The organism is Jiella pacifica (genome assembly GCF_010500815.1).
GTDB classification, from domain to species: domain Bacteria; phylum Pseudomonadota; class Alphaproteobacteria; order Rhizobiales; family Rhizobiaceae; genus Jiella; species Jiella pacifica.
Map to the genome: position 1 here is coordinate 38,569 of NZ_JAAAMG010000005.1, position 16,969 is coordinate 55,537.

Sequence of the window (16,969 nt, forward strand, 5' to 3'; positions counted from 1 at the left end):
TCTCCCCATGACCGCCGCCGCCTTCCTCCCCTGGCTGATTGTGGCCATGATCATCGTCGCCGCCATCCAGATCGGTCGGCGCGTCATGCTCTGGCGCCAGGGGCGACCCGCCGCGGTCGACTGGATTGCCGGGCTGAAGGCGCTGCCGCGGCGCTATCTCGTCGATGTCCACCATGTCGTCGACCGCGACAGGTCGGCCTCCCGCATGCATGTGCCGACCGCTGGTGGGCTGGTTCTGGCATCGGGTCTTCTCGTCCTCGGCCTCATACCCGCCCTGGCAGCCTCGCACCTCTACTGGGCGCTCGTCGCCCTCTCCTTCATGGTCATGACCGCCGGAGTCGTCCTCGAAACGCAGCGGCGCTATCCGCGGGCGCTGCCGCGACTGTCGCTCGGACGGTGGCAGCGGCTGCCCGTTTATCTCGGCGTTTTCGCCGTCTGCGGCCTCCTCACGACGGTTCTCGCAGCACTCGGCAATCCGCTGCCGGTGCTGTCGCTTCTGCTGTTCTTTCCGACCGCGGCAGCCGGTCTTGCCCTAGCGGCCACAACGGCGACCGGCCCGATGCGCCATGCCCTGGCCGGCGCGACCCATCTCGTCGCCCATCCGCGGCCGCAGCGCTTCGACCCTGAGGCTGCGAAGGGTGAAGCGACCGGGCTTCGCCCCCTCGACCTCGACGCGGAAAAGCTCGGCACCGAAACGCCGGCCGATTTCGCCTGGAACCGCCTCCTCGCCTTCGACGCCTGCGTCCAATGCGGGCGCTGCGAGGCCGCCTGCCCGGCCTTTGCCGCCGGCCAGCCGCTGAGCCCGAAGCATCTGATCGCCGATCTCGCGGCGGCGTCAGGCGGCGGCCATGCCCGGGCCTATGCCGGCCAGCCCTATCCGAACGAGCGGGCGACCGGCGGCGCGGCCGGGGCGCACACGGCGATCGTTTCGCCGGAGGGACTCGTCCACCCGGATACTTTGTGGTCCTGCACCACCTGCCGGGCCTGCGTCGAGGAATGCCCGATGATGATCGAGCATGTGGATGCGATCGTCGACCTCCGGCGCTTCCAGACGCTGGAACGCGGCGCCGTCCCGATGAAGGCCGAGGAGCCCCTCGCCCATTATCGCGGCTGCGACGAGCCGAACGGGCGGCCGCTGTTCGAGCGGACGGATTTCGCCGCCGGCCTGTCGCTGCCCCGGATCGTCGAAAAGGGCGAGGCGGAGGTGCTGCTCTGGCTGGGTCAGGCCGCCTACGACCTGCGCGGCCAGCGGACGCTGAAGGCGCTGATCCAGACATTGAACGCCGCCGGCGTCGACTTCGCCGTGCTCGGCGGCCAGGAGCGCGACTGCGGCGATCTCGCCCGCCGGCTCGGCGACGAGGCGACGTTCCAGCGGCTGGCGCGGGCGAATGTCGAAACCCTGTCGCGCTACCGCTTCGGCCGTATCCTCACCGCCGACCCGCACGCGCTGCACGTCATCCGCAACGAATATCCGGCTTTCGGCGGCGCCTACAAGGTCGTCCACCACACGGCCTTCCTTGCCGAACTTGTGGAAAGCGGGAGGCTCGCTCCGGCCTCGCTCGCCGGGCGTACGATCACCTATCACGACCCCTGCTATCTCGGCCGCTACAATGGCGAGGTCGAAGCGCCGCGGGCGCTGCTCGACGCCCTCGGCCTGGAGCGCCGCGAGATGGCGCGATCCGGCAAGCGCTCGATGTGCTGCGGCGGCGGCGGTGGCGCGCCCTCGGCCGACGTTCCCGGCGACACCCGCATTCCCGACATCCGCATGGGCCAGGTGAAGGAGACCGGGGCGAAGACGGTGGCCGTCGCCTGCCCGCAATGCACGGCGATGCTGGAAGGCGTCACCGGCGAACGGCCGGAGGTGAAGGACGTCGCGGAGCTTCTGTGGGAAGCGATCGAGGCCGGGCGAAGGAAGCCCGCAGGCGCAGCGGCGGCACGGGAGCTTGAACCCGCATGAGCCGGCCGCGCAGGGATCCACGCGCCGAGCGCGATAATCGAACGGTCGAGAGCCGCGGCCGAACGCGCCTAGACTTCGGCCGCCGCGAAACGCTCCCCGTTTCCGGCCGCATGCGGCGGGACCCCTGGCGGGAATGGGCGGCGAGCCTCGCGGGCGAGACCGATGGCGAGCGCAAGCGCTACGACCGCTCGCAGCGACAGATGAACCGCGCAGAGGCCGTGCGCTTCGCTCGGGCCCGCGAGACGCTGGATGCCACCGACATCAGCCCCGGCCAGCCGGCCTTGCGTGTGATCGACGAGCCGGCCTTCCTGGTCTTCGCGGTCGTCGAGACGGCGGGCGGGCGTCTGTCGCGCTTCGACCGGCAGGTGCTTGGCGCGGCAAGGCTGCTGGCGGACGCCGGCGACGGCGGCGGAGCGGTCGTCGCGGTCGCGCCGGAAAGCGTCGAGGGGCTCGGCGAGGCGGGCGCGGACCGCCTTCTCCACCTCCCGCGCGCGGCGACGCAGAGGGGGCGGACCGCGGCGCTGAAGGCTGCGGTCGACAGGCTCGCGCCGCGCCACGTCCTCCTCGCCGAAGAGGGAGACGGGGCCGATTGCGCCCGCCGACTTTCGGTGGCGCTGGGCGAGCCGCTGTTTGCCAATGTCGAGCACCTGACGGCACGCCAGGCCGTGCGCGCGATCCGCAATAGAGGCGCGGAGATCGGCCTTGCCCCGCCCCGGTTGATGACCCTCGGCGAGGACCGCGCCAAACCCTATGAAGCCGTGCCTTGCGAGGCGCGGGAGATCGAAGGCGGGCCGGCAACGGCGCCCGCCGACCCCGCGATCCTTTCGGTCGAGATCGTTCCCGGCGACCCGGCCAAGCTCTCCCTGAGCGAGACCGACTTCGTCGTCTCGGCCGGCAACGGCGTCAGCGACTTTGCTGCCTTCCGCGATCTCGCCGCAGCGATGAAGGGGACGCCCGGTGCGAGCCGCGTCGTCTGCGACGCGGGGCTGATGCCGCGGACGGCACAGGTCGGAGCATCGGGCACGGTGCTCGCCGCCGACTGCTATCTCGCCCTCGGCATTTCGGGCGCCCCGCAGCATCTGCAGGGCATCGCCGGCTGCGAACACGTCATCGCCGTCAACACCGACCTGCACGCCGCGATGATCGAGCGGGCGGGGCTCGCCATCGTCCAGGACGCGCAGCTGGTCATGCCGGCCTTGCTGAAGCTGTTGCAGGAGCGCGAGACATGAAGACGGTCGTGCTCCTGTCCGATGCGAGAAACCCCGTCTCCGGACGGGCGCAGCTGTCGCGGCTGGAAGCCCAGGCGATCGGCCTCGCGGCCGAACTCGACGAAAGCCCGCAGGGACTTCATGTCGGACCGGGCGAAGAGGGCGTTTCGGCAGGTCTCGGCCATGGGCTTTGCGGCCTCGACGTCATCGAGGCGCCGGAGGGCGAAGACCCGCTGCCGGCGCTCGCCGCCTTCCTCGCGACATCCCTCAAGAGCGACGAGCCGCCCGCGCTGGTCCTTTGCGGCCGGCGCGGCGAAGGCGGGCTCGACACGGGTCTCGTGCCCTATCTCTTGGCCGAAGCGCTGGGCCTGCCGATCCTCGCCGACGCCGTGGCGCTCCGGCCGGGCGAGGCGTCGGACACGCTGGTGGTCGATCAGGCGATGGCGAAGGGCGCGCGGCGCCGGGTGACGATCCGCCTGCCGGCGATCGTCACCGTCCACCCGCTGGCGCCGCCGCCGCTGCCCTTCGCCTTCGGCCGGATGCGGCGGGGCGAGATCCGGCGCCATGCGGCCGACGTCTCCGAGGTGCCGGTCGATGTCGACGCGGGGGAGCGCCCACACCGGGCCCGGCCGAAGCTGATGCGCACGGCCGGCACCGCCAGCGGCGGGGCGAACCTCCATGTCGGCCCGGATCCCGAGGAGGCCGCACGGCTGATCCTCGCCTATCTGGAGGACAACGGCATCCGGCGGTATGGGCAGGGGTAGCGCCCGGTATTGGCGGGCGGTCACCGGTGAGGTTTGCGGCGGCTGGCCCCCCTCTGTCCTGCCGCGTCATCTTTGACGTTTTTGCCGGGGTCTCGGCGCGGGTTGTGGGCGGCAAGGTTTGCCGCGGCTCGCCCCCTCTGTCCTACCGGACATCTCCCCCACAAGGGGGAGATCAGGCGCGTCATCGTCGCGCTCGCACCTTCGGCATTTGCGCCAGATTTGCCGTTTGAAGGCTTGCGGAGCGCAGATGCGAGATCGCTCTCCCCCTCGAGGGGGAGATGGCTGGCAAGCCAGAAGGGGGTGCCCGGGCGCCGACCTAGCCGGGAAGCGCCCGTGCCGGCAACAACGCAACCGCGTTAGGCCGAGGCGACCTGACGCAGGCGCCTCAAACCCCGTGCGTCGCCAGGCCCCCTTGCGCTTCGGACGCCGCCCGGCGCGGCTGGCGGGCCTTCGCGGCCGCCACTTCGCCGGCGATCATCTCGGCGGTGATCGCCGACAGCGTCCAGCCGAGATGGCCGTGGCCGGTATTGTAGAAGACGTTGGCATGCCGGCCGCGCCCGACCTTCGGCATCATGTTCGGCATCATCGGGCGAAGACCGGCCCAGGGAATGACCGAAGAGGTCGAAACGTCGGGGAAGCGCTTGCGGCACCATTCGGTGAGCGGGCGGATGCGCGCGTCCTTGATGTCGCGGTTCTCGCCGGCGAACTCGGCCGTACCGGCGATCCGCAGCCGGTCGGGACCCAGTCTTGCCGTGACGATCTTGGCGTGGTCGTCGAGGAGGCTGACCATCGGCGCGCCGGCCCGGCTCTCCTCGTCGGCGAGATTGACGGTGATCGAATAGCCCTTCACCGGATAGACGTTGACCCGGTCGCCGAGATCGCGGGCGAACTTCCGGCTGGCGACGCCGGCGCAGACGACGATGGCGTCGAAGCGCTCCGGGCTCGACGCTTCCCGCGAGCCCACCGGGCGCGAAAACACCTCGACGCCGTTCTCGCCATGGGAGGCGAGCCGCGTCACGTCGGCGGAGAACTTCAGCCGGGCGCCGTGGCGCCGGCAGGCGTCGGCGAGGTTGCGGGTGTATTTGTGGATGTCGCCGGTAAAGTCGGATTCGGTGAAGAAGCCGCCGACGAAGTTGCCGCGGATGGTCGGCTCGATGGCGGCGATCTCTTCCGGGCCGACGGCGACGCGCTTCAGGCCGCCCTTCTCCAAGAGCCCGTTCACCCTGGCGGCGTGGGCGAATTCGCTCTTTTCCTCATAGACGTGGAGAATGCCGCGCTTTTCGACGTCGAAGGTGAAGCCCTCGCGCTCGGCCATGCCGAGAAGATGCTCGCGCGCCTGGATGGCGAGCTTCGTCGTCGCGATGGTGTTCTGTTCGTAGTTGCGCGCCGCCAGGACGAATTCGGCCATCCAGGAGAGCTTGTGCCAGGAGGGCTTGGGATCGACGAGAAGCGGCGCGTCCTTGGTGAGCATCCACTTGATGCCCTTGAGGAAGGTCGACGGCTGGTTCCACACTTCGGCGTTGGAGGCCGAAAGCTGGCCACCATTGGCGAAGGAGGTCTCCATCGCGGCATAGGGCTGGCGGTCGAAGACCGTGACGTCGAAGCCGCGAGCGAGAAGCTTGTAGGCGGTGGTGATGCCGGTGATGCCGGCGCCGATGACGGCGATGGAGGTCATGACGAGCCTTTCTCCCGCGTTGTCGCGGAGATCCGTGCTTGCCCCTCCCGTCATGAGCCTGAGAGCTTCACCTTGCCCGGACGAACTCCGGCAAGGCTTTCTCCTTCGGCGGACGACCCGATGCGGGCCGCCACTCTTCGGACTTTACTGGACGAAACGGTCCCTTTTGCCTGAGAGTTTCCGGGGCGGTTGCTCCTTCGGCGCCGGCTTCGAAAGCCGGTCTCTCCCGTATTCGTCGATGCCGGGACTGTAACCCCGGAGACCTTGCGGGACAATGACGACGGAGCCTCGAATTTTTGCATGGCTGCCATGCAGAACAAGGCCCGCTGCCGGGATGGCACCCACATCCGCCTCGCCACGGTGGCAAGCGTCAGTCCATGTCCCCGGCGTAAAGCTCGTCCTGGACCGCAACGCCGGCCCTCGGAAAAGCCTGTGGGAGCGACGCTGCGGGAAACCAGGCCGCCATCGGCAAACCGACATTTTCCGCGACGGGCGAGAAGAGAACAGACCAGAGTGGGCATCAAGGCCAAGATCATCGTCGCATTCTTGCCGGTCGCGATCCTCGCGATCGCGCTGGGTCTTGCCGCCGAGTTCGTGATGGTCGACGCCCCCCGCCCGGTCGCCGTGGCTCCAGCCATCTCCCCGGAACCCGTCGAGCGTCCCGCCGCGCCCGACGGACCGGCGCCGATAAGCGTCTTCGCCGACCGTGCGGCCGCAGATCTCGAACGCCTGCGTCTCGCCGCCGTCGACTATGTCGAGGACGGCGCCAAGGACAGCTACGACCGCTACCAGACGGCGGCGGGCGCGCTTGCCGAACTCGATCCCGCGGACCGGGCGCTGGTCGATGCGAGTGGCGCGCGCGGCGCGGCGTGGAAGCGGCTCGAAACCAACCTCGCCTCGTGGCGCTCGGCCATCGATACCTATTACGGCCTGCGGCAGGGCGAGACCAACGCGACGGCGGCCGTCGCCGAGGCCGGGCCGCTCGCCGTCGCGGCGATGTCCGACGTGATCAAGCTCGCCTGGCGGGCCTTCGACATCGAGGCGCTCTATCACGCGACGGCGACCTTCGAATCGCTGAACGCCAGCCTGGTCTCGGCCGAGCGCTTCCTGCGCACCAACGAGCGCGCCGCCTTCGACGTCGCCCAGTCGAAGCTGAACGAGGCGGCCGGCCGCCATGCGGCGATGACCAAGCTGATGACAGACCCGGCGCAGCTCGAACGGGCCCGCGAGTCACTCTCGCTGATGAAGGACTATGGTGAAAAGCTCGCCGCCACCAAGGACCTCGCGGCGAAGATGCGCAGCCTGCGCTCCGGCCTGCTCGTCAGCGCGCCGCGGCAGGTGGCCGAAAGTGTTTCGGCGCTTCGCTCCGCCGCCACCTCGCCCACGACGATCAGGAACGTGACGCCGGTCGTCACGGAGAGCGCCGCCACCGCGGCGGCAGGCGTCGACACAGACGATGGCAAGGCCGAGAGCAAAGTGCATGATTCCTTGCCGGGCTCCCTCCTGCCATCGCATGGCCGAATGGCGCTCGCCGGCGGCCTCCTGATCGCGCTCGTCGCCCTTGTCAGCGGCCTCGTCGCGGCCCGCAGGACGGCCGCGCCGCTCGCCCGCCTCGCCGCTGCTCTCAAGGAGAGAGGCGATGACGAGGCGGCCGAACCGCTCGTCGAGGCCGGGGTAAAGGGCGAGATCGGCGACATTGCCCGGGCGGTGGTCGCGATCGAGGCGCGAAGCCGCGACCACGACGCGGCGGCGGCGGCCTCGGCCGACATCCTCCGGAGCGAGGAAAGCGAGAAGATCGAGCACGCGACCGCCGCGCTCGCGGCCGAACGCGCCAGGATCGACGCCGATCTCGACCTCGTCGCCTCCGGCCTCGACCGCCTCGCCGACGGCGAACTGACGACGCGGATCGCCGAAAGCCTGCAGACCGTTCCCCATGTCGGCAAACGGTTCGACCGGCTGGCGGTCAATCTCGAGCAGACCTTCTCCTCGCTGCACATCGCCAATGCCTCGCTCTCGACCGGGCTGTCGGAAATCTTCGAGGCGACCGACGATCTCGCCCGGCGCACCGAGCAGCAGGCGGCCAATCTCGAACAGACCGTCGCGTCGCTCGGCGACGTCTCCAACGCCGTCGCCGAGACCGCCGAAGGGGCCCGACAGGCGGAGCGGGCCGCGGCGACCGCCCGGGATACCGCCGGCGAAGGCGGCTCCATCGTCGGCAAGGCGATCGGCGCGATGTCGGCGATCGACCAGTCGTCCCAGAAGATCGTCAAGATCATCGGCGTCATCGACGAGATCGCCTTCCAGACCAATCTTCTCGCGCTGAATGCCGGCGTCGAGGCGGCGCGGGCCGGCGAGGCCGGCCGCGGCTTTGCCGTCGTCGCCCAGGAAGTGCGAGGCCTCGCCCAGCGCTCGGCCGATGCGGCCAAGGAGATCAAGGGGCTGATCAACGCCTCGAACGGCCAGGTAAAGGAAGGCGTGTCGCTGGTCACCGCGTCCGGCAAGTCATTGGAAGCCATCGTCGCAAAGGTCGCCGAGGTCAGCAGCCTCGTCGCCGAGATCTCCAAGCGCGCCCAGGATCAGGCTGCGAACCTGAAGGAGGTTTCCAGCGCCGCCGACCAGATGGACAAGGCCACCCAGCAAAACGCCGCCATGGTCGAGGAGACCACCGCCGCCGCCCAGCAGTTGAAGGCCGAGAACGAGACGCTGGCGGTGCTCATCCGCAATTTCGTCGGGACGAAGGGCGGCGGATCCCGCAAGGCCGAGCGGCCCGCGCATTCGCGCCAGCCCTCGAGGCCCGCATCCTTCATCGAGGCGTCGGCGGACGGCACGGACGACGACACCGTCCTCTGGAACGCCCCGCCACCCCGCCGCCCCGCTCCCCGCTCCGGCGGCGCCGCAGTGGTGGCGGCCCAGCCCAGGGCGACGCAGGACGTGGATGGCTGGGAGGAGTTCTGAGCGCGGTCGAGGTTGCGCTGGACGCTGACCGGCTGCCGTCGTTTCCACGCTCGTCCGACGATTGCCTATTCGACGCGGCTGCCGATCTCCCTCCTTGTGGGGGAGATGCCCGGCAGGGCAGAGGGGGGTTCCCTTGGCGCCGCCACGGCAGAACTCCAGACCGAAGCCAATAGCAAGACCCGACTGGAATTGCCCTCACTCCCCCCGCGGAAACCGTGCGTTCTCCTCGACGACGTTGAGGTCCATGTGGTTGCGCATGTAGCGCTCCGAGGCCTTCTGCAGGGGCTGGTGGTCCCAGGGGTAGTAGGCGCCGTTGCGCAGCGCCTCGTAGACCACCCAGCGGCGGGCCTGGCTCTCGCGCACCTCGGCGTCGAAGCGGGCCATGTCCCATTGCGCCCGCAGCTTCTCCTCGAAGGCCATCAGCGTCCCGGCATGAGCCGGATCGCCGGCAAGGTTCGTCAGTTCCTGCGGGTCGGCCGCGAGGTCGAAAAGCTGCGGCGCGTCGATTTCGCAATGGTTGAACTTCCACCGCCCTTCGCGGATCGACACCAGCGGCGCGTAGGAGCCCTCGGCGGCATATTCCATGAAGACCGGTTCAGGGCGCTTTTCCCCGTTCACCATCGGCACCAGCGAGTGACCGTCGGTCCAGGGCATAATGCCGCCCATCTCGATGCCGGCGAGGTCGCAAAGGGTCGGGGTCAGATCGATGGTCGAGACCGGCTCCTCGACGCGCTTGGGGTCGAGGCCGGGCGCGGCGATCATCAGGGGCACGCGGGCCGAGCCCTCGTAGAAGCACATCTTGAACCACATGCCCCGCTCGCCGAGCATGTCGCCATGGTCGGAGACGAAGACGACGATGGTGTTCTCGTCCATGCGCGTGCGCTTCAGGACGTCGAGCAGTGACCCGATCTTCTCGTCGATATAGGAGAGATTGGCAAAGTAGCCGCGCCGCGCCCGGCGGACGTCTTCCGCCGTGATCTCGGACTTCGCGGCATCGTTGGCGGCGTAGAGGCGCCTGGAGTGAGCGTCCTGCGCATCGAGCGGGATCGGCGCGACCTCCGGTTCGAGATGGGCGCTGCCCTCGTAGAGATCCCAGAATTTCTTGCGCGCGACATAAGGGTCGTGCGGATGGGTGAAGGAGACGGTCAGCGCCCATGGCCGATCGTCGTGGCCGCGCGACAGGTCGAACAGCTTCTGCTCGGCGAAGAAGGCGACCTCGTCGTCATATTCCATCTGGTTGGTGATCTCGGCGACGCCGGCGCCGGTGACCGATCCGAGATTGTGATACCACCAGTCGATCCGCTCGCCGGGCTTGCGATAATCCGGCGTCCAGCCGAAGTCGGCCGGGTAGACGTCCGTCGTCAGCCGCTGCTCGAAGCCGTGCAGCTGGTCCGGCCCGACGAAGTGCATCTTGCCGGACAGGCAGGTGTGATAGCCGGCGCGGCGCAGATGGTGGGCATAGGTCGGGATCGCCGACTGGAACTCCGCCGCATTGTCATACACACGGGTACGCGACGGCAGCTGGCCGGACATGAAGGAGGCCCGCGCCGGGGCGCAGAGCGGGCTCGCGGTATAGCTGTTCTGGAACCTGGTCGAGCGCGCCGCCAGGGCTTTGAGATGGGGCATGTGAAGGAAATCGGCCGGCCCGTCGGGAAACAGCGTTCCATTGGCCTGGTCGACCATGATGATGAGGAAGTTCGGGCGGCTCATGAGGGCGATCTTTCCGGCAAGGCGTTGGAGAGGCATCTCGTGACGGCCCCTGCGGCATAACGCGCCAGGACCGCCGCCCGCAATGGGGTGGGATTTTGCCTTCGCCGGGAGATCCCGGCTCTTGGGACGGGCACAGCCCGAGCGCCCAAGGCGCGGGAGGTCGCCGCCGATCTTGAGATCGCATCGCCGGAGCGCCCAGGGCAGCCCGATCGGGGCCTGCAGGAAGAGGCCGCATCTGCGGGAGAGATCGGCCCCATCGCCGATTCTGATTGGATTTCAGCGATGTCAGCAGCTACAGCGCCCTCGGAAGGATGCGGGGATCATGCTGCAGGACAATCAGATCGCGCCGGATGAGACTGCCGACGCAGCGTCGCCGGTCGGAGCTGGTCAGAGCTGGCTCGGCCATGCCGGCGCGACGGTGTCGCTCGCCCTGCCGCTGATCGGGGTGCAGCTCGCCCAGGTGACGATGAACGTCACCGACACGGTGATGGTCGGCTGGCTCGGCGCCACGGAACTCGCCGCAGCGGTGCTGGCGACCCAGGCCTTCTTCCTGGTCTTCATCTTCGGCGCGGGCTTCGCCCATGCCGCAATCCCGCTCGCCGCCGGCGCCGAGGGCCGGGGCGACGCGCGCGGCGTGCGCCGCTCCATCCGCATGAGCGTCTGGGTGCTGGTTCTCTACGGGGCGATCGTCATGGTTCCGCTGGCGCTGATCGAGCCGATCCTCCTCGCCCTCGATCAGGAGCCGGAGACCGCGCGGCTTGCCGGCGACTACATGGTCATCGGCCAGTGGTCGATGTTCCCGGCGCTGATCATCCTCAGCCTCAGGGCCTATCTGACGGTGGTGAACCGGGCCTATCTGATGCTGTCGGTAATCGTCGCCGGGGCGCTGGCCAATGCCGGTTTCAACTGGATCTTCATCTTCGGAAATCTCGGCGCGCCGGCGTTGGGCATCGTCGGCGCGGCGATGGCGACGCTCCTGTCGAACATACTGATGGCCGGCCTCCTCGTCGGCTACAGCGTGTTCGCGCCGGGGCTGAAGCGCTACGAACTCTATGCGCGGGCTTGGCGGCCGGACTGGCCGGCCTTCTTCGAGGTGGTTCGCCTCGGGCTGCCGATCTCGGCGACGATCATCGCCGAGGTCGGCTTGTTCGCCACCTCCTCGATCATGATGGGCTGGCTCGGCACGGTGCCGCTTGCCGCCCACGGCATCGCGCTGCAGATCGCCTCGATCTCCTTCATGATTCCGCTGGGGCTCGCCAATGCCGCTTCGGTGCGCGTCGGCATCGCCCATGGTCGGCAGGACAGGATCGCGCTCGCCCGGGCGGGCGACACGGCCATCCTCATCGGCGGGGCGATCGCGCTCTGCGCCGCCGTGTTGTTCTGGCTGTGGCCGGAGGGGCTGGTCGGCTTCTATCTCGACGAAGGCAACGCCAATTCGGCGGAGGTGCTCGCCACCGCCGTGCCGCTGCTCTTCGTCGCCGCGGTCTTCCAGATCGCCGACGCGCTGCAGGCGGTCGGCGCCGGCGTCCTCAGAGGCATGAAGGACACCCGCGTGCCGATGGTGATGGCACTGATCAGCTACTGGCTGGTCGGCATGCCGATCGCCTATGTCTTCGCCTTCCCGCTCGGACTTGGCGGCCCCGGCATCTGGTGGGGCCTCGCCTCGGGGCTGGCTGCGGCGGCGGCGATGATGAACTGGCGCTATGTCCGGCGGGAGAAGTATGGGCTGGTGAGCGGCTGAGCGGGCGGGGCGCCGGTGCTCATCGCTGGCCGATGTCACGTTCGGTCAGGATCTTGTCGATCAGCCCCCACTCCAGCGCCTCTTCGGCGCTCATGAAGCGGTCGCGGTCGAGGGTCTTTTCGACCTCCTCGATCGTTCGCCCGCAATGCTCGGCATAGAGCCGGATCATCCGGCGCTTCACCTTCAGCATCTCCTCGGCCTGGATGGCGATGTCGGAAGCCTGCCCCTGGAAGCCGCCGAGCGGCTGGTGGACGTGGAGGCTGGCATTCGGCAGGGCGGCGCGCTCGCCTGGCTGGCCAGCCATCAGCAGGAACGAGCCCATGGAGCGGGCGGTGCCCATGCAGAGCGTATGCACCGGCGAGGAGATGTAGCGCATGGTGTCGTACATCGCGAGACCCGCGGTGACGACGCCGCCCGGCGAGTTGATGTAGAGATGGATCGGGCGCTTAGGGTTCTCCGCTTCGAGGAAGAGAAGCTGGGCGCAGACGAGACCGGACAAAGTGTCGTTCACCTCGCCGTTCAGGAAGATGATCCGCTCGCGCAAAAGCCGCGAATAGATGTCGAAGGAGCGCTCGCCCCGGCTCGATTGCTCGACCACCATGGGGACGAGTTGCATCGTGTCGCGCATCGGCGACCTCCGTTCTCTTCGGGTTTCTTGAGGGTGTCGCGCTCTATCAGGCCGCGCGTATGAGGGGCGGCCGGTTGGCGTTGGCGGCTCTGAGCATCATGTTTGGCGCAGGCGTAAGGCCATGGACGATCCGCAGCCGCGTACGGCCTTCGCCAACGGCCCGGATCTGGAACGTCACCAGGCTCTCGCCAGCCGCGTCCTCGCGCATCCGGTAGCGCAGCTCCTCGCCCGGCACGCTGGCGACGGGTTCCGGATCGGCGAGATCTTCGCCCGGCAGCCATCTTTCCCGGAACGCGTCGATCGAGAGCGCCCGCCAGACCTTTTCCGGCGGCGCATCGAGATCCACCTCGAAGACGAGCTCGGCTGGCTGGTCCTGATCGTCTTCCAGGGTCATTGGTCCATGTCCTTCAACAGGTCCCGGAGGGCCTCGATGCGGGCCGGCCAGTAGGCCCGGTAGCGGGAGAGCCAGCCGGCGATGCGGGCGAGACCGTCCGGGTCGACCTCGTAGTTCACATAGCGCCCCTGCCGCCGTTCGCGGACCAGACTGGCGTTGCGCAAGACGGCGAGATGCTGGGACATCGCCGGCTGGGAGATCGCCATTCCCTCGCGCAACGCGCTGGCGTTCAGCGCGCCGGCGGCGAGCTTTTCGAAGATCGCGCGGCGGGTGGGATCGCCCAGGGCCCTGAAGATGTCGTCGTCGCTCATGTGCAATACATAAGCGAAGACTTATTTGATTCGCAAGCTGTATCTACGCGGCGTGGAGTTCATTTTCCACCGGCGAGGGCCGGCTCGGGCGCTGCCTCGCGGGAGGCCCGCCGCGTTCGGGCCATGCGCCGGGCGAGAGCGAGGCAGAAGAGCGCCGTCAGGACGAGGACGATGGTCGGCGCGGGGGCGCTGTCGAGGAAGAAGGCGAGATAAGTCCCGAGCAGCATCGACAGGAGACAGGCGACGACCGCGACGATCAGCATCCAGCCGAAGCTGCGCGCGATCAGGAAGGCGATCGCGCCGGGGGTGACGAGGAGCGCCACGGCGAGGATGAGGCCGACGGATGTGAGCGTCGCGACGACGGTGAGGGAGAGCGCGGCAAGGAGGCCGTAGTGGAGGATGCCGGTGCTGAGGCCGGACGCCCTCGCCTGCGCCGGATCGAAGGCGTGGAGGAGAAGGTCCTTCCATTTCAGGAGGAGGGCCAGCGTAACCGCGAGGGCGATGGCGCCGGCGGTCAGAAGGTCGTCGAGCCCGATCGCCAGCATGTTGCCGAAGAGGACGTGGTCGAGATGCTCGTTGGTGGGGAAGGACGTGTAGAGGATGATGCCGATTCCGAACATGCCGGAGAAGACAACGCCCATCACCGTGTCCTGCTTCACCCGGCTGTTGTCGGAGAGATAGCCGGTCAGCAGCGCGCAGCCCATGCCGGCGGCGAAGGCCCCGACGATCAGCGGGATGCCGAGGATCCAGGACAGGACGACGCCGGGCAGGATGGCATGGCTGACGGCGTCGCCCATCAGCGCCCAGCCCTTGAGGACGAGGAAGCAGGACAAGAGCGCCGTCGGCACGGCGACGATCATGCAGATCAGGAAGGCATTCTGCATGAAGGCGAACTGGAAGGGCAGAAGCAACGTCTCCATGGGTTCAGCTCCGTGCCTCGGCCGGGCCGGGCGAGACGGTCTCTTCCTCCATGTCGGGCACCTGGCCCGTGAGCGCTGCCCGTGCCTTGCGCTTCGCGGCGAGGAGCCCGTGCTTGGGCGCAAGGACGAAGGTGATGAGGAAGATCGCGGTCTGCAGCGTGACGATCACCCCGCCGGTGGCGCCATCGAGGAAATAGCTGGCATAGGCGCCGATGAAGCTGGTGGCGGCGCCGATCGCGACGGAGAGTGCGATCAGCCGGGGAAAGCGGTCGCAGAGGAGATAGGCCGTGGCGCCCGGCGTCACCACCATGGCGATGACGAGGAAGGCGCCGACGGTCTGCATGGCCGCGACGATGGCGGCGGACAGGATGCAGAAGAACACCGCCTTCAGGAGGTCCGGGCGGAGCCCGATCGAGCGGGCGTGTGTCTCGTCGAAGAAGGTGACCATCAGGTCCTTCCACTTCGCGAGGAGGATCGCCAGCGAGACGAAGCCGATGATCGCCAACTGCAGCGTATCTTCCGGCGTGATCGTCAGGATGTTGCCCATGACGATGGTCTGGACGCTGACCGTCATCGGATTGATCGAGACCATGAACAGCCCGAGGCCGAAGAAGGAGGTGAAGATGATGCCGATGACGACGTCGACTTTCAGCCCGGATCGCTCGGACAAAAACAGCATCGCCCCCGCCGCAAGGCCGCCGGAGATGAAGGCGCCGAGGGCGAAGGGCAGGCCCAGCATGTAGGCCCCCGCAACGCCCGGCACGACGGAGTGGGACAAGGCGTCGCCGATCAGCGACCAGCCCTTCAGCATCAGATAGGCCGACAGGAAGGCGCAGACGGCGCCGGTGAGCGCCGAGACCCACATGGCGTTGGTCATGTAGGAATAGGCGAAGGGCTCGAGCATCGCGCCCATCACTGCCCCTCCGCCGCCGGACTGCTGCGCTGGATCGTCTCGCCGTAGTGGACGAAGGGACGCTCGTCGTCGGTGATGATGCTGACTTCCCGGGGATCGTCGTCGTCGTGCAGCAGGGTGCCACCGAGGGTGAAGTGCCGCAGGACGCCGCCGAAGGCGCGTTCGAGATTGCCGCGGGTGAACACCGTCTCGGTCGGGCCGTAGGCGAGCACCGTGCCCTTGACCAGGATCGTGCGGTCGCAGAATTCCGGCACCGAGCCGAGATTGTGGGTGGAGACCAGCATCACCCGCCCCTCCGCGCGCAACTCGCGCAGCAGCTGGACGATCTGCTCCTCGGTCTTCACGTCGACGCCGGTGAAGGGTTCGTCGAGGAGGATCACCCGTCCGTCCTGGGCAAGCGCTCGCGCGAGGAAGACGCGCTTGCGCTGGCCGCCGGAGAGTTCGCCGATCTGGCGATGGCGGAAGGCCCCCATGCCGACCCGTTCGAGCGCCTGGTCGACCGCCGCGTGATCGGCCTTCGCGGGCCGGCGCAGGAAGCCCATGTGGCCGTAGCGGCCCATCATCACCACGTCCTCGACGAGGACCGGAAAGTTCCAGTCGACCTCCTCCGACTGGGGAACGTAAGCGACGAGGTTGGCGCGCAGCGCCTCCTTCACGGTCATGCCGAGCAGCCGGATGTCGCCGGAGCCGAGGGGAATGAACCCCATGATCGCCTTGAACAGGGTGGACTTGCCGGCGCCGTTGACGCCGACGAGGGCCGTCACCGTGCCGCGCGGAATGGCGAAGCTCGCCTCGCGCAGGGCCGTGTGGCCGTTGCGATAGGTGACGGTGAGGCGCTCCGCGACGATGCCGTCCATCTGCTCCGGCACGTTCTCTTCGGTCATTTGCCCGTCAGCCCCTCGACGACGGTCTCCGACGTCACCCGCAACAGGTCGAGATAGGTCGGCACCGGGCCGCCCTCCTCCGAGAGCGAATCGACATATAGGACGCCCCCATATTGGGCCCCGGTCTCGCGCGCCACCTGCTGGGCGGGAGCCTGGTTGACGGTGGATTCGCAGAACACCGCCGGGACATCGTTTTCGCGCACGCCGTCGATGACCTTGCGGACCTGCTGCGGCGTGCCGGTCTGGTCGGCGTTGATCGGCCAGAGATAGAGCTCCTTGAGGCCGAAATCTTTCGCCAGATAGCTGAACGCGCCCTCGCAGGTGACCAGCCAGCGCCGCGCCTCGGGAATGGCGGCGATCCGGTCGCGCAGCGGCTCGATCGTTGCGCGGATCTGTTGTTTGTAGGCTTCGGCGTTCGCCTTGTAGGTCTCGGCGTCGTCCGGATCATGCTCGACCAGCGCGTCGCGGATGTTGTCGACATAGACCATGGCGTTGCCCAGCCCCATCCAGGCATGGGGATTGGCGAGGCCCTCATAGCTCCCTTCGGCGATCGCGATCGGCTCGATCCCGTCCGTCAGGGTCGCCGAGGGCACGTCGCCGAAGTTGGCGAAGAACTGCTCGAACCAGCGTTCCAGATTGAGACCGTTCCACAGGATCAGGTCGGCATCCTGTGCCGAGACGATGTCGCCGGGCGTCGGCTCGTAGCCGTGGATCTCGGCGCCGGGCTTGGTGACGGAGACGACCTCCGCGGCATCCCCGGCGACGTTACGCGCCATGTCGGCGATGACCGTGAAGGTGGTGACCACCTTGAAGGGCTCGTCGGCAGCCTTTGCGCCAGTGGCCGGCCAGAGCAGCATCGTCGCCAGGGCAGCGCATGGGAGAGATCGTCCAGCGGTCATGCAGCGTCCT

Annotated in this window: 14 protein-coding genes and 2 riboswitches; of the genes, 5 read left to right on the plus strand and 9 right to left on the minus strand. The window is 68.3% G+C overall.

The features are described 5' to 3' along the window. Window positions 1-7 precede the first annotated feature (7 nt). From GTK09_RS07760 to GTK09_RS07770, 3 genes are read left to right on the plus strand one after another with little or no spacing between them, the layout of a single operon-like run. Window positions 8-1,957: a DUF3483 domain-containing protein gene (locus GTK09_RS07760; protein WP_163462486.1), complete on the plus strand. Its 1,950-nt coding sequence runs from the start codon at window positions 8-10 to the stop codon at window positions 1,955-1,957. Beyond that, entirely contained in the window at window positions 1,954-3,186 is a 1,233-nt protein-coding gene (locus GTK09_RS07765) for an electron transfer flavoprotein subunit alpha/FixB family protein (RefSeq protein WP_163462487.1), read from the plus strand. The genes GTK09_RS07760 and GTK09_RS07765 overlap by 4 nt, the downstream gene beginning before the upstream one ends. Then, complete coding sequence (locus tag GTK09_RS07770) at window positions 3,183-3,929, plus strand: adenine nucleotide alpha hydrolase family protein (RefSeq protein ID WP_163462488.1); 747 nt, start codon at window positions 3,183-3,185, stop codon at window positions 3,927-3,929. Before GTK09_RS07765 ends, GTK09_RS07770 begins: the two co-directional genes overlap by 4 nt. A gap of 385 nt (window positions 3,930-4,314) precedes the next feature. Here the strand turns inward: GTK09_RS07770 and GTK09_RS07775 are convergent, their stop codons facing one another. Then, a complete protein-coding gene (locus tag GTK09_RS07775; RefSeq protein ID WP_163462490.1) occupies window positions 4,315-5,604 on the minus strand; it encodes a D-amino acid dehydrogenase in 1,290 nt (429 codons plus the stop codon). A gap of 37 nt (window positions 5,605-5,641) precedes the next feature. Further along, window positions 5,642-5,751, minus strand: a riboswitch (glycine riboswitch). After that, window positions 5,752-5,843: riboswitch (glycine riboswitch) on the minus strand. A gap of 274 nt (window positions 5,844-6,117) precedes the next feature. Here GTK09_RS07775 and GTK09_RS07780 point away from each other — a divergent pair. Beyond that, a complete protein-coding gene (locus GTK09_RS07780; RefSeq protein WP_312869711.1) occupies window positions 6,118-8,559 on the plus strand; it encodes a methyl-accepting chemotaxis protein in 2,442 nt (813 codons plus the stop codon). 195 nt (window positions 8,560-8,754) lie between these two features. Here the strand turns inward: GTK09_RS07780 and betC are convergent, their stop codons facing one another. After that, window positions 8,755-10,269, minus strand: a complete 1,515-nt coding sequence (gene betC, locus GTK09_RS07785) for a choline-sulfatase (protein ID WP_163462491.1) — start codon at window positions 10,267-10,269, stop codon at window positions 8,755-8,757. A gap of 322 nt (window positions 10,270-10,591) precedes the next feature. Here betC and GTK09_RS07790 point away from each other — a divergent pair, with 322 nt between their 5' ends. Further along, a complete protein-coding gene (locus GTK09_RS07790; protein WP_163462492.1) occupies window positions 10,592-12,010 on the plus strand; it encodes an MATE family efflux transporter in 1,419 nt (472 codons plus the stop codon). 19 nt (window positions 12,011-12,029) lie between these two features. Here GTK09_RS07790 and GTK09_RS07795 read toward each other — a convergent pair whose 3' ends face one another. Genes GTK09_RS07795 through GTK09_RS07825 form a run of 7 tightly spaced genes read right to left on the minus strand, consistent with a single transcriptional unit; the run spans window position 12,030 to window position 16,917 of the window. Beyond that, window positions 12,030-12,638: an ATP-dependent Clp protease proteolytic subunit gene (locus GTK09_RS07795; RefSeq protein ID WP_163462493.1), complete on the minus strand. Its 609-nt coding sequence runs from the start codon at window positions 12,636-12,638 to the stop codon at window positions 12,030-12,032. 46 nt (window positions 12,639-12,684) lie between these two features. Beyond that, window positions 12,685-13,032, minus strand: coding sequence for an SRPBCC family protein (locus GTK09_RS07800; RefSeq protein WP_163462494.1), 348 nt, complete (start codon window positions 13,030-13,032; stop codon window positions 12,685-12,687). After that, window positions 13,029-13,343, minus strand: coding sequence for an ArsR/SmtB family transcription factor (locus tag GTK09_RS07805; protein ID WP_163462495.1), 315 nt, complete (start codon window positions 13,341-13,343; stop codon window positions 13,029-13,031). Before GTK09_RS07805 ends, GTK09_RS07800 begins: the two co-directional genes overlap by 4 nt. 59 nt (window positions 13,344-13,402) lie before the next feature. Further along, the gene (locus tag GTK09_RS07810; RefSeq protein ID WP_163462496.1) at window positions 13,403-14,263 is read right to left on the minus strand and encodes a metal ABC transporter permease; all 861 of its coding nucleotides are present in this window, start codon (window positions 14,261-14,263) and stop codon (window positions 13,403-13,405) included. Window positions 14,264-14,267: 4 nt separating this feature from the next. Then, on the minus strand, window positions 14,268-15,176 hold the full coding sequence (locus tag GTK09_RS07815) for a metal ABC transporter permease (RefSeq protein ID WP_163462497.1): 909 nt from the start codon (window positions 15,174-15,176) through the stop codon (window positions 14,268-14,270). Further along, entirely contained in the window at window positions 15,176-16,060 is an 885-nt protein-coding gene (locus tag GTK09_RS07820; RefSeq protein WP_163462498.1) for a manganese/iron ABC transporter ATP-binding protein, read from the minus strand. The genes GTK09_RS07815 and GTK09_RS07820 overlap by 1 nt, the downstream gene beginning before the upstream one ends. Then, window positions 16,057-16,917 carry a metal ABC transporter substrate-binding protein gene (locus tag GTK09_RS07825; RefSeq protein ID WP_246217787.1) on the minus strand — a complete coding sequence of 287 codons (861 nt, stop codon included), beginning with the start codon at window positions 16,915-16,917 and terminating at the stop codon, window positions 16,057-16,059. Before GTK09_RS07825 ends, GTK09_RS07820 begins: the two co-directional genes overlap by 4 nt. Window positions 16,918-16,969: the final 52 nt, after the last annotated feature.

Coding starts and splice junctions, on each gene's coding strand:
- GTK09_RS07815 (WP_163462497.1), bottom strand. CDS start 15,176: ATGGGCGCGATGCTCGAGCCCTTCGCCTATTCCTACATGACCAACGCC.
- GTK09_RS07820 (WP_163462498.1), bottom strand. CDS start 16,060: ATGACCGAAGAGAACGTGCCGGAGCAGATGGACGGCATCGTCGCGGAG.
- GTK09_RS07825 (WP_246217787.1), bottom strand. CDS start 16,917: ATGCTGCTCTGGCCGGCCACTGGCGCAAAGGCTGCCGACGAGCCCTTC.
- GTK09_RS07770 (WP_163462488.1), top strand. CDS start 3,183: ATGAAGACGGTCGTGCTCCTGTCCGATGCGAGAAACCCCGTCTCCGGA.
- GTK09_RS07795 (WP_163462493.1), bottom strand. CDS start 12,638: ATGCGCGACACGATGCAACTCGTCCCCATGGTGGTCGAGCAATCGAGC.
- GTK09_RS07760 (WP_163462486.1), top strand. CDS start 8: ATGACCGCCGCCGCCTTCCTCCCCTGGCTGATTGTGGCCATGATCATC.
- GTK09_RS07800 (WP_163462494.1), bottom strand. CDS start 13,032: ATGACCCTGGAAGACGATCAGGACCAGCCAGCCGAGCTCGTCTTCGAG.
- betC (WP_163462491.1), bottom strand. CDS start 10,269: ATGAGCCGCCCGAACTTCCTCATCATCATGGTCGACCAGGCCAATGGA.
- GTK09_RS07775 (WP_163462490.1), bottom strand. CDS start 5,604: ATGACCTCCATCGCCGTCATCGGCGCCGGCATCACCGGCATCACCACC.
- GTK09_RS07810 (WP_163462496.1), bottom strand. CDS start 14,263: ATGGAGACGTTGCTTCTGCCCTTCCAGTTCGCCTTCATGCAGAATGCC.
- GTK09_RS07765 (WP_163462487.1), top strand. CDS start 1,954: ATGAGCCGGCCGCGCAGGGATCCACGCGCCGAGCGCGATAATCGAACG.
- GTK09_RS07805 (WP_163462495.1), bottom strand. CDS start 13,343: ATGAGCGACGACGACATCTTCAGGGCCCTGGGCGATCCCACCCGCCGC.
- GTK09_RS07790 (WP_163462492.1), top strand. CDS start 10,592: ATGCTGCAGGACAATCAGATCGCGCCGGATGAGACTGCCGACGCAGCG.